The sequence below is a fragment of the Singulisphaera sp. GP187 genome, from assembly GCF_900129635.1.
In the GTDB taxonomy this organism is placed as follows: Bacteria; Planctomycetota; Planctomycetia; order Isosphaerales; family Isosphaeraceae; genus Singulisphaera.
Window position 1 is genome coordinate 1,634,595 of record NZ_FSRB01000002.1, and the last position, 26,124, is coordinate 1,660,718.

Annotated in this window: 17 protein-coding genes; 12 read left to right on the forward strand and 5 right to left on the reverse strand. The window is 63.9% G+C overall.

Annotation, left to right across the window (positions count from 1 at the left end; translation table 11 throughout):
• Positions 1-104: 104 nt before the first annotated feature.
• The 3 genes from BUS42_RS30980 to BUS42_RS30990 form a co-directional block, all read right to left on the reverse strand.
• Entirely contained in the window at positions 105-1,445 is a 1,341-nt protein-coding gene (locus tag BUS42_RS30980; RefSeq protein WP_074313536.1) for a DUF1501 domain-containing protein, read from the reverse strand.
• A 77-nt stretch (positions 1,446-1,522) separates the two neighbouring features.
• Positions 1,523-3,994 (reverse strand): DUF1549 and DUF1553 domain-containing protein, encoded by a 2,472-nt coding sequence (locus tag BUS42_RS30985; RefSeq protein WP_074313537.1) that lies wholly within the window; start codon positions 3,992-3,994, stop codon positions 1,523-1,525.
• Between the two features lie 124 nt (positions 3,995-4,118).
• A complete protein-coding gene (locus BUS42_RS30990; RefSeq protein WP_074313539.1) occupies positions 4,119-6,326 on the reverse strand; it encodes a CehA/McbA family metallohydrolase domain-containing protein in 2,208 nt (735 codons plus the stop codon).
• A gap of 900 nt (positions 6,327-7,226) precedes the next feature.
• Here BUS42_RS30990 and BUS42_RS31005 point away from each other — a divergent pair.
• From BUS42_RS31005 to BUS42_RS31025, 6 genes are all read left to right on the forward strand, one after another.
• The gene (locus BUS42_RS31005; RefSeq protein WP_074313545.1) at positions 7,227-8,369 is read left to right on the forward strand and encodes a hypothetical protein; all 1,143 of its coding nucleotides are present in this window, start codon (positions 7,227-7,229) and stop codon (positions 8,367-8,369) included.
• A 171-nt stretch (positions 8,370-8,540) separates the two neighbouring features.
• A complete protein-coding gene (locus tag BUS42_RS31010) occupies positions 8,541-9,305 on the forward strand; it encodes an SgcJ/EcaC family oxidoreductase (RefSeq protein ID WP_254053902.1) in 765 nt (254 codons plus the stop codon).
• Positions 9,302-9,481, forward strand: coding sequence for a hypothetical protein (locus BUS42_RS45580; protein ID WP_254053903.1), 180 nt, complete (start codon positions 9,302-9,304; stop codon positions 9,479-9,481). Before BUS42_RS31010 ends, BUS42_RS45580 begins: the two co-directional genes overlap by 4 nt.
• A gap of 60 nt (positions 9,482-9,541) precedes the next feature.
• Positions 9,542-11,485 carry a tetratricopeptide repeat protein gene (locus tag BUS42_RS31015; protein WP_074313547.1) on the forward strand — a complete coding sequence of 648 codons (1,944 nt, stop codon included), beginning with the start codon at positions 9,542-9,544 and terminating at the stop codon, positions 11,483-11,485.
• A 62-nt stretch (positions 11,486-11,547) separates the two neighbouring features.
• Entirely contained in the window at positions 11,548-11,871 is a 324-nt protein-coding gene (locus BUS42_RS31020; RefSeq protein ID WP_074313549.1) for a hypothetical protein, read from the forward strand.
• Between the two features lie 188 nt (positions 11,872-12,059).
• On the forward strand, positions 12,060-13,808 hold the full coding sequence (locus BUS42_RS31025; RefSeq protein WP_216821099.1) for an arylsulfatase: 1,749 nt from the start codon (positions 12,060-12,062) through the stop codon (positions 13,806-13,808).
• Between the two features lie 182 nt (positions 13,809-13,990).
• Here the strand turns inward: BUS42_RS31025 and BUS42_RS31030 are convergent, their stop codons facing one another.
• Positions 13,991-14,314 carry a hypothetical protein gene (locus BUS42_RS31030; protein WP_074313551.1) on the reverse strand — a complete coding sequence of 108 codons (324 nt, stop codon included), beginning with the start codon at positions 14,312-14,314 and terminating at the stop codon, positions 13,991-13,993.
• Positions 14,315-14,756: 442 nt separating this feature from the next.
• Between BUS42_RS31030 and nadA the strand changes: the two genes are divergently transcribed.
• The gene (gene nadA / locus BUS42_RS31035) at positions 14,757-15,707 is read left to right on the forward strand and encodes a quinolinate synthase NadA (protein WP_074313553.1); all 951 of its coding nucleotides are present in this window, start codon (positions 14,757-14,759) and stop codon (positions 15,705-15,707) included.
• 411 nt (positions 15,708-16,118) lie between these two features.
• On the opposite strand, the gene BUS42_RS31040 is transcribed toward nadA, so the two are convergent.
• The gene (locus BUS42_RS31040; protein WP_074315519.1) at positions 16,119-20,477 is read right to left on the reverse strand and encodes a PVC-type heme-binding CxxCH protein; all 4,359 of its coding nucleotides are present in this window, start codon (positions 20,475-20,477) and stop codon (positions 16,119-16,121) included.
• Between the two features lie 336 nt (positions 20,478-20,813).
• On the opposite strand from BUS42_RS31040, the gene BUS42_RS31045 reads away from it, so the two are divergent.
• The 5 genes from BUS42_RS31045 (at position 20,814) to BUS42_RS31065 (ending at position 26,002) form a co-directional block, all read left to right on the forward strand.
• Positions 20,814-21,767, forward strand: a complete 954-nt coding sequence (locus BUS42_RS31045) for an aldo/keto reductase (protein ID WP_074313555.1) — start codon at positions 20,814-20,816, stop codon at positions 21,765-21,767.
• 123 nt (positions 21,768-21,890) lie between these two features.
• Entirely contained in the window at positions 21,891-22,910 is a 1,020-nt protein-coding gene (locus BUS42_RS31050) for a zinc-binding alcohol dehydrogenase family protein (protein WP_074313557.1), read from the forward strand.
• 48 nt (positions 22,911-22,958) lie between these two features.
• Positions 22,959-24,257 carry a tagaturonate epimerase family protein gene (locus BUS42_RS31055; protein ID WP_074313559.1) on the forward strand — a complete coding sequence of 433 codons (1,299 nt, stop codon included), beginning with the start codon at positions 22,959-22,961 and terminating at the stop codon, positions 24,255-24,257.
• Positions 24,258-24,329: 72 nt separating this feature from the next.
• Complete coding sequence (locus BUS42_RS31060) at positions 24,330-25,112, forward strand: SDR family oxidoreductase (RefSeq protein ID WP_074313561.1); 783 nt, start codon at positions 24,330-24,332, stop codon at positions 25,110-25,112.
• Between the two features lie 59 nt (positions 25,113-25,171).
• Positions 25,172-26,002: a sugar phosphate isomerase/epimerase family protein gene (locus BUS42_RS31065; RefSeq protein WP_074313563.1), complete on the forward strand. Its 831-nt coding sequence runs from the start codon at positions 25,172-25,174 to the stop codon at positions 26,000-26,002.
• Positions 26,003-26,124: the final 122 nt, after the last annotated feature.

Sequence of the window (26,124 nt, forward strand, 5' to 3'; positions counted from 1 at the left end):
GTCAAGTCAATGGGATGTGAGGGATTCGGGTGGGCCATCATCGCTTCAAATCGGCAGGGAAAGACGGGGAGCGATCAACTCCCCGCTCGCCTTGAAGACCTGAATCAACCCATCAGTTCGGTGATAGGCGTGGCGTTGCTGACAAGGTGGGACGGGCGACCTTGCGGGGTGTAGTACATCTTGTCCGGGTTGATCCCGAGCTTCAGATAGACGGTTGAGGCGAAGTTCTCCGGGGAGAGGATCCGCTCGACGGCCGTGTAGCCCTTGGAGTCGGTGGCGCCGATGACTTGCCCGCGGGGTGTGCCGCAGCCGGCGAAGAGGACCGACATGGCGTTGGACCAGTGGTCGCGGCCCCCGTCCTTGTTGATTTTGGGCGTACGGCCGAACTCGCCGAGCGCCACCACGAGGGTGGTATCGAGCAGGCCGCGGGCGTCGAGGTCTTCGATCAGGGCCGCGATCGTGGCCTCGAAGGGGGGGAGCTTCTGGTCGAGCGACTTGAAGATCCCCGTGTGGTGATCCCAGCCCCCTTCGTTGAGCGTGATGAACGGGACCCCCGCCTCGACCAGCCGCCGCGCCAAAAGCGCGCGCTGACCGAACGCGTTCCGGCCATACGCGTCACGGACCCGCGCCGGCTCACTGCCGATGTCGAACGCCGTTTGCGCTTCGCGCGACGAGATGATGTTGTAGCCCTGCTCGTAATACTCATCGAGCGAATTGGCCGGATCCCCGGCCGCCTTGTCGCTGATCCGGCGGAGGCGATCGACCCGGCTCCGCAGGTCGCGACGCGCGGTGAATCGCGCGTCTTCCAGGCTGCGCGGCAGGGCGACGTCGCGAACCCGGAAGTCGGACGAGTTCGGGTTGTCCGACATCACGAACGGAGCGTACTTCGCGCCGAGGAAGTTCGGCCCGCCCGAGCGTGACATGCTCGGCATCGAGAAGTAAGGGGGCAGACCCCCGGAAACACCGCGTTCGTAAGCGGTGACCGACCCCAGGCTCGGGTGGAAGCTGACGAACGCACCGCAGCCGACCGGAATCCGCGGCGGCGCACCCGTCATCATGTAGTGATTGCCGGCCCCGTGGTTCCCTTGTTCGTGGCGGATCGACCGGACGATCGACAGCTTGTCGGCGATCGCCGCGAGCTTGGGGACGTTCTTCGAGAATCGGAACCCGGGAATCGCGGTCTCGATCGCGTCGTAATCGCCGCGGATCTCGGCCGGAGCCCCCGGCTTGGGGTCGAACGTCTCGTAGTGGCTCGGCCCGCCATCCATCCAGATCAAGATGCAGCTTGTGGCGGATGCCGACGGCTTCCCCTGCCCCTGCTCTTGGAGCGCAGCCTGGCCCTTGAGCCGCAATGCGTCGACCAGGCCGCCGCCGATCAGAGCGCCCAGGCCGAGACGGAGGCAGTCTCGCCGCGTGGCGCTCTCGCAATTCGTATAAACGCTCATCGGGACCTCGATGAATTAGGGTGGCGTCGTGGACGGTCCGACAGGACTGGACGAGACGGAACAGGGCGGGAACGTCGTCAGTCCTTGAAGACGAACTCGGCCGAATTAATCAAGGCCCAGAGCAAGTCCTCAGCCGCCTGCCGGGGCTTGACCTTCTCCTGGGAAAAGAGTTCTTGGCCGATCGCTTTCTCTTCTTCGGTCGGGAGTCGATTGTAGACCAGCAGATACAGTTCTTCGACGATCTCGGCGGGGCTCTTGCCGGTCGCCGCCAGCTTGGCGGCACGTCCCTCGTCGCTCGTGATCTTGCGATGCAGGTCCGGTGAGTTCATCAGGTGCAGGGCCTGGGTGACGGACGTGTCGGGGGTCCGCTCGCAAGGGGGATCCTGGTTCGGGTCGGGCCGCCCGAACGTGTCGAGAAAGAGCGAGGGTGTGCGGTGGGTCCAGATCGCCACGGCCCTTGAATTCGCCGGCACCGCCTGGAACGAGTTCGCAACCTGGGTGATGTCGGCGATCGTGTCGAGCATGACCTCGGCCCGTAACCGCTGGCGGTAGTGCCGGGAATAGTTCCGCGTGTCGGCGCTGTTGCGTTCGTTCGGCTCGGAGCTGAGCCCGTAGACGGTCGAGCTCACGATCGTCCGGATCAAGTGTTTCAGGTCGTAGCGGTGCTGGCGGAAATCCTCGGCCAGGGCCTTCAGCAACGGGGGGTTGCTCGCGGGGTTCGTCGCGCGAAGGTCATCGACCGGCTCCACGATCCCACGACCCATCAGGTCGGCCCAGACCCGGTTGACGATCACCTCGGCGAGATACGGATTCTCGGGGCTCGTCATCCATTCGGCGAGCGCTTCACGCGGATCCGAGTCGGGGTCGTTAGCGTCCCGCGCCTTGCCGAACAGCGGCTTGGGGGGCAAGACCTCACCGCTCAAGGGGTGCTTGACCGTCCCCCCCTTGGCTGTGAACATGATTTCTTCGCTCCCGGAGATCGGCGGCGAGAGCCCGACCCCTTTACGGCCGATCCGCGCGAAGTAGGCGGCGAATCCGTAAAAATCTTCCTGGCCCCAGGCCTCGAACGGGTGGTGGTGGCACTTGGCGCAGTCGAGGCGGATCCCGAGGAAGAGCTGGCTCATCATCGGCGCGATCTCGTCGGGATCGCGCCGATCGCGGAAGATGGTGGCCGCACCGTTGTGGAAGGTGCTTCCTTGCGCGGTCACGATCTCGCGGACGAACTGGTCGTACGGCATGTTCTTGCGGAAGGCGTCGCGCACCCAGGCGTCGAGGTTGAAGACCGCCTTGATCCCGACCCGGTAGGGGTTGGGTCGGAGCAGGTCGAGCCATTTATTGGCCCAGACATCGGCATACTCGGGGCGATTGAGCAGCCGGTCGACGAGCATCGGCCGCTTCTCGGGCGACGGGTCGGCGAGGAAGGCACGGACTTCGTCGGGCGAGGGTTGCCGCCCGATGATGTCGAGCGAGACCCGGCGCAGGTAAGTGGCGTCGCCGGCCGGTTCCGACGGCAGGATTCCCAGCCGCTTGAGCTTGGTCCAGACGTGTTCGTCGATGAAGTTGGTACGAGGCAGGACGGCGTAGAGGCTGCTCGACACTTCGCCCGGCAACGGGATCGTGACTTCGCTGGTGGCGAACTTGTCGCGGAACCGCGCGGTGATCGCCGCCTCGCCCGGGATCGGCCCCGCTTTGAGCTGGCCGTCGGCCGCGACTTCGACGATCCCACTCTCGTTCGACTGGTAGGCGGAGAGATGCGTGACGTCCTGAGCCGAGCCGTCGGAAAAATGCGCCGTCACGACGAGTTGCTGGTCGGAGCCCGGAGTCATCAGGCGATCGGACGGCACGACGCTGATCCGCTCGAGCCGAGGCGCCTCGCGCGGTGTCCGCGGCATTCCGAGCTCGATCCAACGAAGAACGGTCGCCATCGCCTCGCTGTCCGGATCGAGCCGGCGGCCTCCCCCGTGAGCAAGCTGCGCTGAGCCTTTCAAGAGGAGCAAGCTTTGCGTCGGTGCCGCCGGGAAGACGCGGCGGCCTCGCGCTTCAAGCGCGATCGAGGCGAAGTCCGAGTCGGCATCGAACGCGAGGATCGAGAGCTGGAAGCCGTTCTGGCCCCGGGCCTTGCCGTGGCAGGCTCCCGCGTTGCATCCTGCCCGGCTGAGCACGGGCATCACGTCGCGTTCGAAGGTGGGTCGGTAAGGTTCGCTCGTCCCGGAAACTTGAAGCGTCAGGTGGGCCGTGCGTCCGCCCGATGTCGCGGAGATCCGCGCTTCGCCGTCCCCCTTGGCGCGGGCGACGCCCTCGGGGCTGACTGCCACCACGTCCGGGGTCTCGGCTTGCCATTTGACCCGGCGGGTCAAATCGACTTGCCGACCCTCCACCTTGCCGATCGCCAGGAGCTGCTGGCGGGCGCCCGGCCCCTTCAGGGCCGTGACGCTGGACAGCAACGTCAACTCAGTGGGTTCCGCGTCCCCCGCGTACACCTCACGCGGTCCGACCGAAGCTATGACCAATGACATCCCGATGAAAAAGGCGAGCGTACGCAACGGCATGTCCTCGACCCACGAGCGACTCGTTGTTCTGTCTCTCGTTCTCACTCACCCCAGATCCTATACGAAAAACGCACGATTGTCTAACAAAAGTGCAACGATAGAAGCTAGGCGACAAAACCTCGACTTATGGCTTGATTTTTTTGAGCCAAACCGGGGATGAGAAGGTGCCGTTGCCGGCGACGTCCCAGGCTTCGACCCGGATCCAGGTGCGGCCCGCGAGCTCGGGCTCGAGAGTCAGGGTGCGGTGGCCGAACGGCTCGGTGTCGGTCAGGTCGATCCGCTGGCGCACGACCTTGGTTCCGTCGCCCGAGACCAGCTCGGCGAACGCGAGCGGAAACGTCCATTCCAGGGTGACGCGGGTCTCGGGCGTGGAACTTGGTTTCAAGTCCAGGGTCTCGCCGCTGGCCTTGCCGCCGACCTTGAAGTCGAGCAGGAGCACCTCGCCGGTGGTCACGAAGAACCGGCCGCCTCGAATCGCGTCGAGCACGGGCTGCCACCCCTCCTCGAAGCGGGGAATGCGATCGAGGCGAAGATAGTTGATGTTCATGTGGCCATAGAGCTCGTGCGTGTGGTCGAGTTTGAAGACGTCGACCTCGCCGATCACCTGTTTCTTCGGCCCCCAGTTGGCCATATCGTCGAGCAGGTCGAGCGAGCGCTGGCCCAGTCGCGGGTTCGAGAGGTCGGCCGGCATCGCCTTCCAGGCCCCCCCCAGCCAGGTGTCGGCCCGAAAGTAATCCTCGTTCCGAAACGCGTCCGGCGCCCAGTTCGACGCCTTGATTCGCGGATGTGCGGTCCAGACCAGGCCGTGCTCGCGTTCCAGGAGTCGCGCCATGTCTTCACGGCTGCCGACCCGGTAGACCGTCCCTCGCAGTGGGTCTTCCTCGGCGAACGGCTCGCCGGGCGCTCGTTTCATCGTCCAGTAGACCGGCTTCGGAAAGAAGGACATCCAGTGCCCGGAGTGTTGTCCCGGTCCCGAGATCCCCAGGAAGGTGTCGACCTCCTCGCCGGGCATGATCAAGAGCTCGGGGTCGGATAGCCGCCGGCATTCGGCGAACATCGCGTCGAGCTCGGGAAGGCGGAGCGGACCAGGGTCTTTTTGGTGCCCATCGCCATGGAACTCGGCCAGGTGGACGAGCTGGACATTCATGGCTTTGAACATCCCCACAAAGTCAGGGATCGTCCTCGGTCCCCCTTGGGCCGCTTCCTTCATCGCGGCCATCGTGATCGCCATATGATAGTGGCTGGTGAACGTGGTGTGCCCGGGGATCTCCGGGAAGCGATCGCCGTGGGTGTAACGGAGCGTCTCCCGCAGCGCCTCCTCCGCGTTCTTCGGGCTCAGCAAGTAGAAGACGCCCATGTGTTGCGCGGTGCCCGGAGGCGCATTGAACCAAGGCACATAGTTCCCGCCCCCGGTTTCGGCCTGGCGAATCCCAAATCCAAGCCGCTCGTCGAGCCCGCGATGGTTGCGGCCCCGCCAGACGTTTTGCAGGTTGTCGGTGAAGTCGCGAGGCGTGAAAAACCGGTGCGGCGGCGGAAAACAGGCCACCGACCCGCGGTCGGACTCGGCAATGATCGCCCGGTGGCGGACCGCCGCCGGCTGATCGTTTGCTTGTTTGTCAAGATCGTGATGGGTGAGTTTCCCTTCGGTATCGATCCAGGCAAACCGTGACCAACTGGGTTCCTCGGAGGCCAGTCCTGCGTCGTAGAGATAGGCGCGATCTTCTTCCTTCGTGCTCAGGACGGTTTCGACGTTGATGAGCCGGCTTCCCCGGTACACGGTCACGTGCAGGGCGCCCGTGAACGGTCCGGCGGTCACGTCATTGAGGATCACCGTTGCGCGTTGGCCCTGACTGACCACGCGGATTTGCTTGAGATCAAGCTGGGCTCGATACGACTGACACGGACGCTTGGCCGGATTGTCGAAGAAGACGTTGAAAACGCTCATCCCAGGGGGCCGGTCCGGAGGCGATTTCCGCGAGCCGACGGTCACGAACGTGACGGGATCAACGTCTTTCAGCAGCGTTGCCAGAGCCGCGTTCTCGTCGCCGATGACGATGCCCATGCTGGCCAGGAGGGGTTTGCCGGGGCGCGTGTCGATGAGGAGTTGTCCCGTCTCCCCCGTCGCCAAGGGCCACTCGACTTTGAGCTGACCGGTCTTGGCTTGCTCGTCCGTGGTGATCGCCACGCCGCATTCCGGGCGATAATCGCGCAGATCGACCGGAACGACTTCCGCCGTCCTGGCATCCCGGGCCAGCGACGAGGCCGCCAGCAGACCCACCATTCCGAACGCCAGGGGAAACCTGAAACGTCTGCAAGCCGTTGAGAAACCCATGCTCGACCTCTTCGAATCGATGGTGACCACCCAAACGCTGGCGCACGGCGACCCGACCGGGCGAGGAACAGTCCGAACTCGGGGCTTTGCCACTCAAGAAACGATCAGACTACCGGGGAGTTTCCCCGGAGGCTATCGGCAACTTGCGACCGGGCGGGCCGACCTCGGGGTGAGGGCCGCGTTCCGCGGCCGGGATTTGCGGCGATGCATCCTCGAACTCGCCCACGTCTGGATGGCTGGACCCAGGACAAGAGCTCAAAGACCGGGGGTCGCCGAGTCCGGACTTCCGCCACCCAGTTCGCTCGGCCCGTGATCCCCCCCCCCGAACATAAACCGTCGTAGGTTTATTGTGTTCGATAAATATGTTGCATGTGTTATTTGGAAATTTAGGGATTCAGATTCGCTTGATTGACTTACGAATGAGTGCGGTTTACCCTTGGTTTGCCACGCCTGGGTGGCTGGGGCCCGATTCGGACTCTGGAGAACGCGTCAGAAGACTGGGGTCTGAGTTCGGACACCCGCCACCCAAGCACGCTCGGCTACGAATTCGCCCGATCGAAAATCGCTTTTAGCATCGTTGAATTGTGTGAGCTATGCTGATGAGGCGGCCACGATCGTAGTTGATCGCGATCGATCCGGAATCCAGTTTGGTGACGCACGGCGATGAACGAAATCACGCGGATGATCCACCGATCGATCAATGAGAGCGGTGGTCCCCAGGGAGCCGGACCCATGGTTCTGTGGGATCGCGACGAACACCATCGCCCTGTATCGCCGACACTGGCCCACATGGTCTCCGCTCAAGACGCTCCACCTCAATCATTTCGCGCGATGGCCGTTTCAACGGTTTCGTCCCTCGTTGAACGGCAGCCATTCACCTGTGTCTGAGGAGCTTTTTCGATGCTTCGTTTCTTCGGGATTGGGTCGGTTCTCGTGGTCGTGCTCTCCGTCACCGGGCAATCGGCCCACGCGCAATATCGCTACCCGGCCGGGTATGGCGGGTGGGGAGGCTGGGGCGGTGGTGGGTCGACCGTACAGGGGAGCATCGCCAGCGGCATGGGAAATTACGCCGCCGGGGCCGGCGCGTACAACGTGCAGACCGCGCAGGCCCGTTCGATCAACGCGAACACGGCGATGCAATGGAATAACTACATGTACGCGGTCAACAAGCAAAATGCCGCGACCAATCTGGCCCGGCGCCAGAAGCAGCAGCAGAACGTCAATGAGTCGGCCGACGCGACGTTCAAGCGGCTCCATGACAACCCCGACCCCCACGACGTCCACACCGGTGACGCCTTGAACGTCGTCCTCACCGAGTTGGCCAACCCCAAGGTGTACACCCAGTTCGTCCAGAAGTCGGCGCAGCCGATCGACAGCAAGCTGGTCAAGAACATCAACTTCGAGTTCGCCGCCCAGATGATCCTGATCAGTCTCGAGGACATCAGCGCTCGGGGTGTCCCCGACGTCCTCGCCACGAACCCGGCCTTCGAAGCCGACCGTCAGGCGATTCGGACCCTCGTCGCGAAGGGGAAGAAGGAGGCCGAGAGCTCGAACCAGGTCTCGGACGAGACGCTCCGGAGCTTCCGTGAGGCGGTCAAGGTCTTGAAGGACAAGGCCGACAGCACGTTTCAGACGGGGACGCGCCAGCGGGACGAGGCCGATAACTACCTGAAGGCCCTCTACGGCCTGTCCAAGATGCTCGAGCAGCCCCAGGTGGAGCAGTTCCTCAAAGGGCTCAACCAGTATCCGACGACGACCATGGGGCACCTGATCACGTTCATGCAGAGCTTCAACCTCCGCTTTGGCGTGGCGAAGTCCCCGGTGCAGGAAGCGGCCTACGACCAGATCTACCCGATGCTCGTGCAGCTTCGCGACCAGGCGCAGGGACAGGGTCCGAACCCGCTGACGACCCAGGCGCCGTTGCCGGATCCGAAGCATGCGACGTCGTTCTTTTCCGGGATGGATTATAGCCACTTCAAGCCTCAGCCGAGCCCGCACACCGGGGTCGTGCCCACGCCCCCCGCGCCGGGACCGTCCCGATAAGTGGGAACCGCGGTCGTTCCGTTTCCGTTTCATGAAGCGCTCCGGGGGATCGCGCAATCACGATCGGGATGACCGCGATCCCCTGCCCCGATCTTTTGCGGAAGTCATTTGTGTTCATTCGATGAGGATGGCGAGGCGTACGCCTCGGGAATTGCTGAGGAGTGACAGGCAATGAGATCGGTCCCCCTTTGGTTCGGCGTGGTGGTGTTTGGGGTTTGCCTCGGTTCCGGAGCGCAGGACGCCGTGAAGTCAGAGAAGGTGGCCGCCCGGGCATCAAGTCGGGCTGATGACGCCAAGGCCATCGCCGGGCTGGTCGTGTCCTTCACGAAAGCCTTCAACGCGGGCGACGCCGCCGCGGCCGCCGCAACCTACGCGGAGGACGCCCTGGTTGTCGACGAGCAGGGGACGCGGACCGAGGGCCGCGCCGCCGTTCGCGACCAGCTTGCCGCCTCGTTTGTCGAGAGTCCCGGCAGCACCATCGCGATCCAGGTGGACGCGTTGCGCTTCCTCGGCCCCGACACCGCGCTCGAGGAGGGCCAAACGACGATCACGCCGGCCGGGGCCGGCGGAGTGCCCGAGGTGACCCGATTCACCGTCGTCTATGTCAAACGCGACGGCCAATGGCTCCAGTCGGCCGTTCGCGACGAGGTGACGCACCAGTTGACTCCTCACGAACGCCTGAAAGAACTGGAATGGCTGGTCGGAGACTGGATCAACGAGAGCCAGGACGCGGTCGTGCATACCACCTGCAAGTGGGCGGACAACGGCAACTTTTTGCTCCGCGAATTCACCATGAAAACTCACGGCCAGCCGGTCCTGAGCGGGTCGCAACGGATTGGCTGGGATCCGGTGAGGAGCCAGTTCAAAACCTGGATCTTCGACACCGAGGGGGCTTTGGCGAGGGCTACTGGACCCGCAACGGTGACGAGTGGGTGATCAAGGCCGAGGGCGTTCGCCAGGACGGCCGCCATGCCTCGGTCACGAATATTTTGAAGCGATTGGGCAAGGACCGGGCGAGCTGGCAGTCGGTCGACCGGACCCTCGGTGGCGTCGCGACGCCAGGGGTTGACGAGTTCACACTGGTGCGGAAGCCGCCCGAAGCCGGCAAGTAAGCGTCCTGGAACCCGTTTTGCGCCATCCATCCTCCTTTCTATACTTACAGGATTCGCTCCATGACGCGCACCCTTTGGAAACTGGCTCTCGGCATTTCTCTGGCGTTACTCGCTAGCCCGTCCGACGTCCTTGCTGGCCGTGGCGGCGGCCGAGGTGGCGGTGGCGGCTTCGGTGGTGGCGGAGGCGGTGAGAACCGAGGCGGCAACGGCGGTGGGAGCCGGGGCGGTGCGATGGGGGGAACGCCTTCATTCAGCCAGTCTCGCCAGCCGATGAATCAGTCCCGAGGCTCAGGCGACTCGGGTCGAGGCAACCAGCCCGGATCCGGCACACGCTCCCAATCCGGCAATCCCGCGGCCGCCGCCAATCGCAACCAGGGGCCGTCCAACGCGGGTGCCGCCGCCGGCTATGCCAACCGCAACCAGGGGCCGAGCAACGCGGGCGCCGCCGCCGGCTACGCCAACCGTAACCAGGGTCCGAGCAACGCGGGGACTGCCGCCGCCGGTGCGGGCTATGCGAATCGCAACCAGGGTCCGAGCAACGCGGGTGCCGCCGCCGCCGGCGCGGGCTACGCGAATCGTAACCAGGGACCGAGCAACGCGGGTGCTGCCGCCGCTGGGGCTGGCTATGCGAATCGCAACCAGGGACCGAGCAACGCGGGTGCCGCCGCCGCCGGCGCGGGCTACGCGAATCGTAACCAGGGACCGAGCAACGCGGGTGCTGCCGCCGCTGGGGCTGGCTATGCGAATCGCAACCAGGGACCGAGCAACGCGGGTGCCGCCGCCGCCGGCGCGGGCTACGCGAATCGTAACCAGGGACCGAGCAACGCGGGTGCTGCCGCCGCCGGCGCGGGCTACGCGAATCGCAACCAGGGCCTGTCCAATGCGGGGGCTGCCGCCGCGGGTGCGGGTTATGCCAATCGCAACCAGTACGACGGGTATCATCCCGGCGTGGTCAACGGTTACTGGAATGGCAATAACTCTGCGGCCTGGGGTGCGGCGGGCTATGGCCTGGGCGCCACGACCGGGGTCGGGGCCTGGGGCGCTGGTTCGCCGATCTATGCTTACGGGTATTCGGGCTACAATAATCCCTACGCCTCCGGAATGGGGGGTGGGTCGCAGCAGCCTGGCAACGCGCCCCAGCAGGCCGCAGCGCCCGCCGCCGATTACTCCCAGCCGATCAGTACGACCGCCGCTTCGCCCGAGCCGGCCGTTGCCGACCAGGCGACCTCGGCGTTCGACCAGGCCCGTGAGGCGTTCAAGGCGGGCGACTACGCCAATGCCCTGCAACTCGACCAGCAGGCGCTGACGCAGATGCCCAACGACACGACCTTGCATGAGTTCCTCGCCCTGGTACTCTTTGCGCAAGGTAAGTACGAGCAGGCCGCGGCGCCGCTCTATGCGGTGCTCTCGGTCGGCCCCGGTTGGGACTGGACCACCTTGAGCGGGATGTATCCCGACGTCGCGACCTACACCGGACAGCTCCGCAACCTGGAAACGTACATTGCCGCCAACCCCAAGTCGGCCCAGGCCCGCTTCGTGCTGGCCTACCAGTACCTTTCCGAAGGGCACGATGAAAACGCGGTCGACCAGCTCAAGCAGGTCGTGAAGCTCCAGCCGGATGACACGCTCTCGGCGCAACTGGTCGCCCGGTTCCAGCCTTCCGGAGACGCTCCGCCCGCCTCCGCCGGGTCGGCCCCAGCCGGCGCGCCGGCCGTCGATGGGAAGTTGCCCGGGAAGTGGGCGGCCACTCCGGCCAAAGACGCCAACATCGCCCTGACGATCCAGGACGACGGTCGCTTTACCTGGGCCGCGACCGGCCAAGGAAAGCCGCCGACGACGATCGCGGGCGCGTCGACCTTCGCCGACGGTGTCCTGACCTTCGTCGACCAAGGCGGACAGAGCGGCTCTCTGGTCGGCAACGTGACCTGGCAGAACGCCGATCAGTTCAACTTCCGCCTCGCCGGCGCACCGCCGACGGACCCGGGGCTGAACTTCACCCGCTGATTCTCGGTCTCGAGGAACGGACGGATTTCAGAATCGCGTCGATTTGTTTAACGTAGACGGAAATGAACAAGCACCATAACCGACTCTCGCGCGCGATCACTCGTTTCGTCGAAAATCCCTTCACCAATTTGGTGAAGGGAATCGCGCTTTTCCTGATCGGTCTGTCCGAAGCCTCGAGAACCTTCTCTGAAGACGTCAAGCACAAGCAGCTTCGGGTCGGTCATGGCCTGATCATCATCGGCTTTTTCAGTATCCTCGGCGCCCTCCCGCACTTGATCGACGGCCTCGAAGCGAGCCGGCGATACTTTGAACTCAGGGACCGGACCGCCCGGCCGGATCCTGATCCCGCGGGTGGGCCCGAGAACCACGATGTCCGAGTCCAATGATTTCGGTCGACCTACTTCGGATCGACTCGATTCGTTGGACGGTGCCAAGATGCGGTAACACGTGTGCGAAAGCGAGCCTGATTTCTCACTTGATTGAATCATGAGACGTGAGTTGGCTCGCGTGGAAGTCATTGCGTGCGAACGGCTATTCCCGTGCGGTATGACACCAACGTGGGGGCATCCCGGCCATGAAGATCGGGTCAATTCAATCGCTGGCGTGCGTGGGGCTGGGCGCGATGCTCGGGTTCATCGCCGCGACTTATGACGTTGCTCCCTTGTCGCGGGCCGGCGTGGCCACGGCCCGCGTGACCGACCAGGGCGTCGCCAAGACCTCCTGCTGTTCAGAGGGAGTCGCCAGGAGCGTTTTGTTCGCGCAGGCCGGTGTGGAGGCGACCACAGCCAAGGCCGCAGCGACTCTGGCCGGGAAGAAGCCGAACATCGTCTTCATCATGGGTGACGACGTCGGCTGGTTCAACATTGGCGCCTACCACCGGGGGATGATGGCCGGCAAGACGCCGAACCTCGACAAGATGGCCGCCCAGGGCAAGCTCTTCACCGACTATTACGCTGAGCCGAGTTGCACGGCGGGCCGGGCGAACTTCATCACCGGCCAGTTGCCGATCCGCACCGGACTCACCACCGTGGGCCAGGCCGGTGCCAAGGTCGGGATGCCCGCGACGGCACCGACCATCGCGACGGCCCTCAAGTCGATGGGGTATGCCACCGGGCAGTTCGGCAAGAACCACCTGGGTGATCTCAATGAGTATCTCCCCACGGTCCACGGGTTCGACGAGTTTTTCGGCTACCTCTACCACCTCGACGCAATGGAAGACCCGGCCTTCCACTCCTACCCGCCTGAGCTGAAGGCCAAGGTCGGCCCCCGGAACGTGATCCACAGTTGGGCGACCGAGCAAGATGATCCGACCGAGCAGCCGCGCTGGGGTAAGGTCGGCAAGCAAAAGATCGAGGATGCCGGCACACTCTACCCCGACCGCATGAAGACGGTGGACGACGAGATCCTCGGCCATACGTTCAAGTTCATCGACAAGGCCAAGAACGACGACAAGCCGTTCTTCGTCTGGCTGAACCCGACCCGGATGCACGTCATCACCCACCTCGCTGACAAGTATGCCAAGCTGCAGACGCCGGAGAATGGCTGGTACACCTACGAGGCCGGCATGGCCCAGCTTGACGACATCGTCGGCTCGGTGATGAAGAAGCTGGATGACTTGAACGTTGCGGAGGACACGATACTGGTCTTCACCACCGACAATGGCGCGGAGAATTTCACCTGGCCGGACGGTGGCCAGACGCCGTTCGCGGGGGGCAAGGGCACGGTGCTCGAAGGCGGCATGCGCGTGCCTTGCATCTTGCGATGGCCGGGCAAGGTGCCGGCCGGGAAGGTCGAGAACCAGCTCATGTCGGGGCTCGACTGGTTCCCGACGCTCGTGGGGGCGGCCGGCAATCCCGCGGTCGTCGACGAGCTCAAGCAAGGCAAGTCGCTCGGTGGTATCAACTACAAGGTCCACCTTGATGGCTATGACCAGTCCGACCTGATCACGGGCAATGGGCCGTCAAAGCGACACGAGGTCTTGTACTTCGCCGAGGGAACGCTCGGCGCGGTCCGAATTGACGACTACAAGTACCGGTTCATCGACCAGCCCAACGGTTGGCTTGGCGGCACGGTTAAGCCCGACTGGCCGGTCCTGGTCAATCTCCGCCTCGATCCGTTCGAGCGCACCGGTCTGTCCGGGTCGTTGAACTTCTATAACTTCTACATCCATGAATTCTGGCGTTTCACCTTCGTGCAGCAGGCGGTCGCGAAGGTCGGCGAGACGTTCGTGGAGTTTCCGCCGATGCAGAAGGGCGCGAGCTTTAACCTCGAAGCGGTGAAGGAGCAGATCCTCAAGGCCATTCAAATGCGGGCGGCGAAGTGACAATTCCACTCGGTTCCCATGGATTCAAGAGCGGGCGGGTCGCCCGTGGTTCCAGGATCGATCGGATCTGAGGGCTCGAGCCGATCCTGGAAAAACAATGCTCGCGAAATGGAGCCGGCCGGTCCCTTGGGGGCCGGCCGGAACGATTTGTGCGGCTGAGATGGAAGGGACGCGGAGCGCACCTAGCGAATCAGGAGGAGGATCAACGCCAGCACCAGTGGCACGGTGTTGAGAATCAGGCCGGCCACCGAGTACCGGGCGACGGGCTGATGACCACATGGGGCGAGCAGCAGGCCGAGTCCGCCGAGCGCCAGGCCGATGAGCGGCGGCTCGAACGGCAGCGAGGCACGAGTCCCGGCCACCCACCCCGCGCCATGCTGCGGGATGAGGAGGGCAAAGGCAAACGCCCATCCCAGCGCCACCATCAGGCCCAAAAGCACCGACGCCTGTCCCAGCAAGAGGGAGAAGAACCAGGCGGTTTTCGGGATCAATCGTTCGGTCCGCATCACGTCCTCCTTTCCTCGAATCGGCGGCCAGTGAAGCCATTCCGTTCACTTCGCAGGGGTATTCGCTCGGCGATCGGTCTTATGGTGAGAAAGAGCCTGGCTCGTTCTCGATTCCGATACATGCTTTATTCAAGCATCCCTTTTGGCCGGTCTCAAGCCGTTACCGGCTCGTCACCCTGTTCCGCGAGCCGACTCGCAGGACTTTCCCCTAATACGTCAGAGCGTACCCCAAGGTTCAGACCGTCTGAATTCCCAAGCCTGGGGGCGATCCCTTTGCCCGCGGGACTCGTACCTCTCCTTGCTCGGGGCGAGGAGCTCCTCTTGTCTGCACGGCTTTTTCTTGAACAATAGGATGCGGGGCGACGAAGGACATCAAAGGGACGTCGGTTTGACGCCCGAGTGGGTTACTCCTGCGCCACATAAAAAACAAGGATTCCGCACGATGCCAACCACCACTGCCGTCGATATTTACGACGAGATTGAAGCACTCAAGGTTCGCGAGGACGCTGCGATTCTCGCGCACTACTACCAGGACGGCGAGATCCAGGAGTTGGCCGACATCACGGGGGATAGCCTCAAGCTGGCCCGGGAAGCGACCAAGATCAAGAACCGGACGATCGTCTTCTGCGGGGTCCATTTCATGGCCGAGACGGCCAAGATGCTCAACCCCGAGAAACGCGTGCTCCTGCCCGACATGGGCGCCGGCTGTAGCCTGTCCGACAGTTGCCCTGCGCCGGCGCTGGAGCGTCGGCAGATTCAGCTCCGTGCCGAGGGCCGCCGGTTCCAGACGGTCACGTACATCAACAGCACGGCCGCGGTGAAGGCGCTTTCCGACTGGGTCGTCACGTCGGGGAACGCGGAGGAGATCATCCGCCGGGTTCCCGAGGACGTCGAGATCCTCTTCGTGCCCGACCGCCACCTGGGCCAGTATCTGATCGAAGTGACCGGCCGGCCGATGATCCTCTGGGACGGCTCGTGCATGGTTCATGAAGTCTTCAGCGTCGGGGACCTGCTCCGCTTGAAGCGGCGGATGCCGGAGTCGTTGACGGTCGCGCATCCGGAATGCCCGACGAACATTCGCGAGCAGAGCGAGTTCGTGGGGGGGACCGAGGCGATGATCAAGTACGTCGCCGGTTACGAAGCGCCGACCGACTTCCTGGTCGCCACCGAGGCCAACATGCTCTGGCAGTTGGAGGCCAAGGTCCCCCGCCATCGCTATCACCCGGTGCCCGGCGTCACCTGCGCCTGCAACAAGTGCCCGCATATGGCGCGGAACACCCTGGAAAAGCTTCGCGATTGCCTGGCTCTCGGCACCCCGGAGATCCTCTGGCAGCCCCAGTTCGAGCGGGCCGCCGAGGTCTTGCGACGGAGCCTCCTGGATCCGTCGAAGTAGGCTTAAAGCGGTTTACCCATGCATTGCATACGAGCCAGGGATTCGGAGCAAGCGGCATTGGCATCGTCCCGCCGTGACCTATCCAACGGGCCCTGACAAGTTCTCGTGTCGCTTGATTTCAGCCCCAACGGGGCGGTCCATGGAAGCCCAGGGCAACGCCCTGGGGAATCGGCCACCAAGGTTCCCAAGCCCTGTAGGGGCGGCCCAACGGGTCACCCCTACCAGACCGATCGACCCAGGTCCATCGCCCGGTTTAGGCCGCCCTTACAGGGCTTTTAAATGCAAGTGTATTGATTTCCCGGGGCGTTGCCCCGGGCTTCCTTAAGCCGCCCCGTTGGGGCTAAAATCGGCGGCAGCTTGCGCAACGCGTTAGCAAACCGCTGTAAAGCGATGAGGCGAGCGTCCCGAGTCCTATTCCTCGCCCTCGACGGTCACTGCCATGACGACCGGGGCCGTGCCGTCGGGGCCTTTGACGAATTCAATCTGGGTGATGACGTCGTTCCGCTTGGGGGCGATCGCCAGGTAGCGGATCTGCCGACCGAACAGTGAGTACGCGAATTTCGACTCGGGGACGTCGACGCGGCGGATGTAGTCGGCGAAGTGGATCCCGTTCTTGAGCGGGTGGTCCTCGGTTGCTCCACCGGCATAGTGCAGGCGAACGATCATCGAGACCGACCCTTCCGTGCCACCCGGATAGCCCCAGCCGCTCACGCCGCTGAGCAGGTGGATTGCCTTGGCCGGGACGTTGCACGCGAGGCTGACCGACTTCGGCATCGTGGGCGGCAGCGTGCCCGAGGGGCCGAAGAGTAGGATGACGTTGGGGACGCGTTCCCCACGCGGGTCGACGAGTCGGAACGGCACCCCTTCAAATGTCTTGGGTGACCAGTCGCGGAAGATCAGGCGTTCCGCCCCGGCGTCCTTGCTGTAGAACATTCCCGTCGTGCTGACGATGGTGGCCGACTTGGCCAGGTCGAGCGGCAAGTACTTGCCTCGTTGGGTGAGGAACTCGAGCAGGTTGGCGATTCCCTCGGGATTCACCTGTTTCTCGAAGCCCTCGGGCATGACTGACTTGGGTGACGCTTGCAACTCCTCGACATCCGCGCGAAGGATGACGTGGGGCTTTCCTTCCGCGTCGCCCAGCTCAATCGCCGTCTTCGTCTCGGACGTCAAGACACCGACGAAGACCTGGCCATCGGTGGTCGCCACGTTGTACTGGCGGTAGTTGCCTTCGACGCTCCGGCTCGGGTCGAGGATATGAACAAGCAGTTCCTCCTTGGGATGAACGGCCATCCCGGTGAGGTCGGGCCCGACCTTCCCCCCCTCCGCGCCATGGGTGTGGCACTTGAGGCACTGCTGCTGAAAGACGACCTTTCCGAGGGCGGCGTCTCCTTTGCGGAGCACGAGCGGTGAAAGTTCTTCGATCACTTTTTGACGGTCGGCGTTCGGCAGGCTCCCCCCGCGCGTGAGCAAGGCCCGCGCCCGCTGACGGATCTTGGCCTCGGGATGGGCGGCCAGCGACTGGGTCTGGTCGAGGGTCAGATCCCCCAGCGAGACCTCTTGCTGCTCGATCGCGTTCAAGAGCGCGGTGGTCGCCACCGGGCGGCGGAGCAAGACTCCGATGGCGGTCGACTTCGCCGTGGGCGTGAGCCGGCCAAGCAACTTGATCAGGGCCGGGCCGACCGACTCCGACCCACTTTCTCCCAGGGCCTCGATGATTCCCTTGGCCAACGTCGGCGCGGTCCGGGGCGTGATGATTTCAAGCAGGGCATCGACCACGGCGGGGTCGTCCGGGCGGAAGCCGATCAACTGCTTCGCGGTGGCGATTCGCTGTTGCTCCGTCTGACCCTCGTCACGCACGTCCGCCAGCAGCGACTTGCCCACCTCGACGGCATAAGCCTCGAAGTGCCGGCTCCCCCAGCCGGTCGCCAACCGAAGCAGTTGCCCCTTGGCGCCCGGCGAGATCCGGGGCAGGACACCGGCCAGGGTCTTCTCCGCCTTCTCGTCAAGCGTCGCCGGCCGATCCTTGGGCCAGCCCTTGACCAGGCCCGCGACGATCGTCTCGACGACGCTGGGATCGGCGTCGTCCAACGAAGCGATCAGACGGTTGACCGACGTCGTCGGGCCCCCACGGGCATAGTGCTCCGCGACGATGTTCGTGACCGCGAGAACTCGAGTCGAAACCGGTTTCGTCTTGGCGACAGCCTCCAGGAAGTCGAGTGCGTTTCGCGCTGCGACGGCCGTGGCCGCGTCGGGGATCCAACGATCGCCCGCATTCTCCGGCTTCCCGAGCAGCGTGGCGACCACCTGGCCGACGCCCGCCGATTCGGGCATCTCCGCGAGCGCCAAGAGTGCATTGAGCCTGACCAAGGCGTCGGAATCCTTGAGGAGCCCCTGGGTCAGGACCGCTTCCAGGGATTGCGGGTTCCGCGGCAGCACTTTCAGGGCGTTCATCCTCACCCCCGCCGACGGATGCCCGAGCGCCGCGGTGGCCACGCCGGCCGCCTCGGGGTTGGATCCGTCCAGGGCGCCGAGGCCCTGGATCGTCCAGAGGGCATGGATGGCGGCGGGATTCAAGCCGATCGCGTCAACTCCCGGGTCGCGTGTGAGCGCGAATAAGGCGGGCAGGACGTCACGATCGCCGCGCTCAACGAGCAGACGTTGAGCGTGAATTCTCCAAAACATGTTGCTGTTCTTGAGCGTGTCGACGAGCTGCCCGGGAGTGGCTTTCGCCAGCGACAGTGGCGGCTCGGGCTTGGCGGCTCGATTCACGACGCGGTAGATCCGGCCGTGGGTCTTGTCGCGGAGGTCGGTTTCGTAGGCTCCTCCCCGGCCCGTCTTGAAGCCGGCGGGGGTCGGGTTGTGCTGCACGATGTAGTTGTACCAGTCGATGACCCAGACCTGGCCGTCGGGCCCAACCTCCGCCATCGTTGGCGCGGTCCATTCATCGTCGCTGGCGAACAGGTTCACCGGGTTGGTCGAATGAAAGTCGCTCCCGTCCCGCTTCAGGACGAACGTGCCGACGAGATGGCCGGTTGGCTCGGCGACGAACGCGGTGCGGTTCCAGTAGAATTCGGGATAGGCGCGGGCGGTGTAGAGCGCGTGCCCTGCCCCCGCGGTGTAACCGCCGTGGTGGTCGACCTGGCGGACCCGGTCGGTCACCGCCTTGAACATGTGAGTGTCGGCGATCATTCCCAGTACGTTCGACGACCAGCCGCGCACCGCTTCGTAGTAGCGGTTCGGGATCGCCAGGTACATGCTCGGATTTCGATTGGCGGTCGACCCGAACACCAGCCCTTCTTCGCTGATCCCGACGCCCCAGGAGTTGTTGCTCGTGCTCCGGAGGAACTCGAGCGTGGAACCGTCCGGCTTGAAGCGATAGAACCCTTGCGAGAACCGGAGCCGTTCGCCACCCACCGTTCCCGAGAAGCCCGAGTAGCCGACCATTCCCCAGATCCAGTTGTCGAGCCCGTACCGCAAGTTGCTCGGCCCGGCATGGGTATCGTGCGTGTTCCAGCCACCGAACAAGACTCGCCGCTCGTCCGCCTTGTCGTCGCCGTCATTGTCTTTGAGGAAGAGGGTCTGGGGCGCCTGATGAACGATCAGGCCGCCGCGGGAAAAGGTCAGGCTGGTCGGAATGCTCAGCTTGTCGGCGAAAATGGTGAACTTGTCGGCTCGGCCGTCGCCGTCGGTGTCTTCGCAGATTTTGATCCGATCGCGGCCGCTGCCTTCGGGCTTGAGCTCGTTCGGGTAGTCGATGCTCTCGGCGATCCAGAGCCGTCCGCGCTCGTCCCAGTTCATGCAGAGCGGCTTGTCGATTTGCGGTTCCGCGGCGAAGAGCTCGGCGGTGAATCCCTCGGGGACGATGATGTGCTTTTGCGACTCGCTGGGATCGACCGGGCGCTGCATCTTGTTCCAGGACCCGTTGCCTTGCCGCGGCCCGTCCGGCGGATAGAACGCGATCTTGGCTTCTTCATAATCGAATGGCTTCACGTCCTTGTTCTTGGGAGTCATCGTCGGCAGCGGCGGGGCACCTTGCTCAGCAAACGCCCCCGCGACGGCCGGATCGGTGGCCGCGGCCCAGCGAATCCCCCGTTCGAGCAGGTTCTCGAAGCCGGGGTTGCCCCAGGTGCGTTCGTCATGGCCCCACGCAGTATAGAACACGCGTCCCTTGTCTTGCGTTCGGACCCAGGTCCAGGGCTCTCGCCCTTGATCGTCCACCCGGTAGGCGAGCACGGTCCGCCCTTCGGCGTTGTGCTTGTGGTGAACGTAGGTCTCGTCCCAGCTCTCGAAGCCGCGATATCCCTTCATCAGCGGATGATCGGACTCGGTGATGGTGTCACGCATCACCCCCGTCCCGTGTCGCAGGAACTGGGCTCCCATCAAGGCGACGACCTTGCTGGAATTCCGGAAGCAGTACGAGGCGCAGTGAATCGGAACGAATCCACCACCGCCGTTGACGTAGTCGAGCAGGGCGCTCTCTTGGTCGTCCCCAATTCTGTCGATGTTGGCATAGAGGAGAACGGCCTTGTAGCCGGCCAGTGTCTTTGGATTCAGATCGTTGACGTCCTCGGTATACGTCAGCTCGATGCCGCGTGACCGCAGGACGGGATCGATCTGGCGAAACCGGTCCGCCGGGCGATGATGCCCCTGATCGCCCAGAAAGAGGACCCGCATCGGCTCGGCCGCCTCGATGAGCGGCCCCGAACCCAACAAGAGAGCCAGAGCCGGGAAGGTCCAGGCGACGAGCGCCTGCTTCGCCATCGATCTCATGACGAGGTCTCCGTACTTGTGCGCGATGGGCATCAAAAGAAGCGAGCACGACGCGGGCGAATCGATTACTAAAGAATCTTAAGTAAATGGCGAGTCGCACCACAAGGGGCAAGACTGACGATTGTGGTTGGCACGTTGCAGGAGGTCGTGGGCAACCTGAATCGCCAACTCCCGTGGTCCCTGTTGCGTTTCGGCTTGAGGCGATCCGCTCCCCACTTGCCTTCAAATGGACTTTCTGGGGCAAGGTCATGGACCTTGCGCCCCGATTGGATACGATTGCGGTCATCTTTCGCGAATGACTACGGCTGATCGTGCGACGCCTGGGGACTGTGCGTAATGATTTTCCGACCTCTCGGCCGGACCGGCCTGCAATTGTCCCAACTCAGCTTCGGAGCGTCCTCACTGGGACAGGAGTTTCGGCCGGTCGATCTCAATCAGGCGATCCGATCGGTTCATGTGGCGCTCGACTCGGGGATGAATTTCATCGACACGTCCCCGTATTACGGTCGTGGGATGAGCGAATGCATGCTCGGGGTGGCGCTCCGCGAGATTCCCCGAGATCGATACCTCCTGGGCACGAAACTCGGACGTTATGCGCCGGCTCACTTTGATTTCTCCGCCCGCCGGGTGGTCGAGAGCGTTGACGTGAGCCTCGAACGGATGAAGGTCGATCATCTCGACATCGTGCTCTGTCACGACATCGAGTTCGTCGAGCTTTCGCAGATTCTCGAGGAAACGCTGCCCGCGCTCCGGCGACTCCAGGCGCAGGGCAAGGTGCGGTTCATCGGCGTGAGCGGCTATCCGATGGCGATCTTCAAGGCGATCCTCGACCGCGCTGAGCTCGATGTCATTCTCTCGTACAACCACTACACGCTGCAAAACACGATGCTTGCCGACCTGGTCCCCTATCTGCAAGCCAAAGGAGTTGGGATCATGAACGCCGCGCCGTTCTCGGCACGGCTCCTGACCAATGCCCCGCTTCCGCCCTGGCACAAGGCCACCCCGGAAGTCCGCGCCCTCTGCCGCCAGGCCGCCGAGCACTGCACGGCACGCGGGGTGGATATCGCCCAGCTCGCCTTGCAGTTCTCGATCGCAGATGCCGACATGACCACCTGCATCGTCGGCTCAGCGAACCCGGAGAATGTCCAGAGCTGGGTCAAGTGGGCTCAGACGCCGCTGGACCCGCAACTTCTGAGCGAAGTGTTGGCGATCCTTCGCCCGATCCAGAACTGGTTTTATACCGAGGGGCGCCCGGAGAACAACGATCCCAGCCCCGGATCCGGGAATTGATTTCGTGTCGTGTTTGTGCCGTATGATATGAAGTGAAGTAACGGACAGTCGTGCTTTTCAGAACGGATCCGATGACGGAGCCCCGGCCGATTCGGCCCCCGGCCTACTCGTGGAGAAGCTTCGATGAAAGCCCTGTTGTTGGAATCCCCCAAGAACCTCAAGTGCGTCGAGATCGATTCGCCGGGCAGTCCCGGGCCTGGCGAAGCGCTGGTACGGGTTCATCGCGTGGGCGTCTGCGGGACCGACATCAGCGGTTACCTGGGGAAGATGCCCTTCTTCAGTTATCCTCGAATCCCGGGCCACGAGCTGGGCGTCGAAGTGCTCGCCATCGGCGAAGGGGTCACGCAAGTCAAGCCGGGCGACCACTGTTCGGTCGAGCCTTACATCAACGACCCGAATAGCTACGCCAGCCGTCGCGGGCATCCGAACTGCTGCGAAAACCTGCAGGTGCTCGGCGTCCATCGTGATGGTGGCCTGCGCCCTGAGTTCATTCTCCCGGCGCGAAAGCTTCATCCCTCGATCTCGTTGACCTTCGATCAGCTTGCCATCGTCGAGACCCTGGCGATCGGCTGCCACGCCGTCAATCGTGCCGCACCCCTGGGCGATGAGTCGGTTCTGATCATCGGCGCCGGGCCGATCGGGCTTTCGACCCTGGAGTTCGTCAAGCTGACCGGCGCGAAGACCATCGTCCTGGATGTGAACGAGCATCGGCTCGATTTCTGCCGACGCGTGATGGGTGTCAAGCACACCGTCAAGAATTCCGAACACGTAGAAAAAGACTTGCGCGACTTGACCGACGGCCACCTGCCCGACGTGGTGATCGACGCCACGGGCAATAGCGCTTCGATGTCGAACGCCTTCGGTCTGATCGCGCCCGGGGGCCGGATCGTCTTCGTCGGGATCACGACCGAAGAGGTCCATTTCAAACACGCTCTGTTCCACAAGCCCGAGGGAACATTGCTCTGTTCCCGGAACGCGCTCCCGGGCGATTTCCGGCGGATCATCGGACTCATTGAAGAGGGGATGATCGATACGAAGCCCTGGATCACGCATCGCGCCGCGTTCGATGACCTGCCCGGTCTCTTTCCATCGTTCACGAAGGCCGAGACGGGTGTCATCAAGGCAATCGTTGAAGTGAATTGATTTTTCTTGGTAAGCGTGAGCCCGCCGCGGCCCCGGAGCCCTTGACCGATGACGCAGAGGACGAATGACCAGGCCAAGCTCACGGCCTGCGTGACCTTGGGGCTTGAACCGAGCTTTGGCTTCGGAGACCGCATCGGGCTGGCGACACCGGGTCACGTCGCGGCGATGCATCGCTCCGGCGGCGGGATTCAGCCGATCTTTCCTCAACAATCGATTCGCGAGATGGCTCGGACGGGCCGGACCCCTCAACGCGTGATGAACGACGCGCTGGGGGGCATGCGGGCGGCGGGCTGGAACGGGCGCACCGGAGCGGATGCGGACCACCTGAAGACGACGGCGGACGTTGATGCGACGGCCGCCGTCGGCTTCACTTTTTTTACGATCGACCCGTCCGATAGCGTGGACGCCCACGCCGATGATTATGGTGAGGCGACCCTGCGCACGCGGTTCGCCGCCGTCGCCGGCGAGGTGGATTGGGTCGGCGGCTATCAGGGCAAGACGGTCGGGCTTGCCACGGGAACCATCGTTTCGTTGGATGAACAAGCCTGCCTGCGTGCGGCTGTGAAGTATGGTCGTGCCTTGAACCATGCGATCCGGATCGCGGAGCACATCGCGCGGGTCCATGACCGGGCGGGCCGGGACTATGAGATCGAATTAAGCGTCGACGAGACCGAGCAACCAACCACACTGGCCGAGCACTTCATTATTGCCGATCAGTGCCTCCAGCGGGGGATGAAGCTGATCAGCCTGGCCCCCCGCTACATCGGCGACCTTGAGAAAGGGGTCGACTACAAAGGGGATGTCGCCGCGCTCGAGCACTCGCTCCATGACCATGCCGCGATCGCCACGCTGCTCGGTCCGTACAAGCTGAGCCTGCATTCGGGCTCTGATAAGCTCTCGATGTACGCGGCGCTGGCACGAGCGACCCGCGGCCGGTTTCACGTGAAGACGGCCGGTACGAGCTACCTGGAAGCGCTCCGGGTCGTGGCTCGGCACGATGTCCCCTTGTTCCGCCGGCTCGTCGAGTTCGCCCGCGGCCGGTACGAGACCGATCGGGCGACCTACCATGTCTCGGCGACCCTCCGCTCGGCGCCCCCGGCGTCCGAGGTCGCGGAGCCGGCGGATCTGGAGCGGCTCTACCTGGAGTCGTGGGCGGATGTGCCGCCGGGCGCCGGCTTCACCCATCCCGGGCGACAAATCCTCCATTGCACGTTCGGGTCAACCTTGACCGACCCGACCCTTGGCCCGGCGGTCCGCGAGACACTCGAACGGCACCCGGACACTTACACCGAAGTGCTTGCCGACCACTTTAGCCGACACCTGGAGGCCCTTCGTCTCGGGATGTGAGATGATAGCCAAGAGCGAGAGCGAGCCGGGGACGTTGAACCGACGTGGATTTCTTTGAGAGGAAGAGGGGCGATGACCCAGAGCTTTGTCGAGCAGTTGTTTGGCCTGTCAGGGCAGGTGGCCGTGGTCATCGGCGGAACGGGAGTCCTGGGCGGTGCGCTGGCTGAGGGGGTGGCGAAGGCCGGAGCGAAAGTTGTGGTGGCCGGACGCGACCCGGAGAAAGGGGCCGCGCGGGTTGAGGCGATCAAGTCGGCCGGTGGTCGGGCGAGCTTTGCCCCGGTCGATGTCACCCATCGCGACTCGATTGCGGGGCTGCTCGACCATGTTCTCACGACCGACGGACAGGTCGACATGGTGATCAACGGCGCCGGGGTCAATAGCGCCAGTGCCTACCTCGAGGCGAAGGACGAGGATTGGGATCGCGTCTTCCAGAGCAATCTCAAGGCGGTTCACTGGGGCTGCCAGATCTTCGGTGGCCAGATGGCCTCGGCGGGCGGCGGATCGATTCTGAACATCGCGAGTGTGTCGGCTCACCTGCCGCTCTCCCGCGTGTTCGCCTATTCGGCCGCCAAAGCGGCCGTGGTCAACCTCACCCAAAATGTTGCCCGTGAGCTCGCCCCGTCGGGCGTCCGGGTCAATGCGTTGAGCCCTGGCTTCTTCCCGGCCGAGCAGAACCGCAAGATCCTCGACCCCGCGCGCATTGAAACCATCATGAAGCAAACCCCGATGGCCCGGTTCGGGGACCCTCGAGAACTCGTCGGAGCGACCCTCCTCCTGCTCTCCCGGAACGCCGGCTCGTTCATCACCGGGGCGACCTACTACGTCGATGGCGGCTTCACCGCCATGCGGCTCTGAGGAACGATCGCGCACTCGGGCGATTGCATCAAAGAATTTACGACACGGGATCCATTGCTATGGCGATTCGCTCGGCCGTCACCATCAGTCTTGTGCCCGAGGCCCGGGGCGGTCCGTTCGTCTTCTGGGACGACCTTGCGGGCGCCTGCCGCAAGGCGAGTGAGCTCGGCTTCGACGCGGTCGAGATCTTTCCGCCTGGTCCCGACGAGGTGGACCCGGTGGCGCTTCGGACTTTACTCGCGGGGCACGGGCTGGCACTCGCGGCGGTCGGCACCGGAGCGGGCTGGGTGAAGCACCGCCTGAACCTCGTGCATCCCGAGTCGTCGGTACGGTCCCGAGCACGCGACTTCATCCGGGCGATCATTGATTTCGCGGGTCCGTTCCAAGCGCCGGCGATCATCGGCTCGATGCAAGGTCGGAGCGGCGACGGCGTTGATGCTGCGACCGCTGCCGGCTACCTGGCGGACGCCCTCGAAGAGTTGGGCGAGCATGCCAAGAATTATGGCGTCCCGTTGGTCTACGAGCCTCTCAATCGGTACGAGACGAACATGGCCAACACGGTCGAAGCGGGAATGGTCATCCTCCGCTCGCTCTCGACCCGGAACGTGGTGTTGCTGGCCGACCTCTTTCATATGAATATTGAGGAGGCTAACCTTCCCGCCGCGATTCGCGCGGGGCGCGGGGCCATCGGTCACGTTCACTTCGTCGATTCCAACCGCCGTCCCGCGGGACTCGGTCACATCGACTTCGCACCGATCGTCGCGGCCCTCGAGGAAATCGAGTACCAAGGCTACGTCTCTGCCGAGGCATTCCCCTACCCCGATCCGGACTCCGCCGCCGAACGCACCATGCAGGCCTTCCGGCAATACTTCCGCAACGATGGGGCTTGATCCTCGCTTCCCATCGTCTTGTCGGGTGGGCACGGCCCACTATCTTATGGGCTTATCAAAAGCCAATTCTGTGATGGGCCGTGCCCACCCGACAAGCCAGGCACGAGCCGCTGGGATGAATC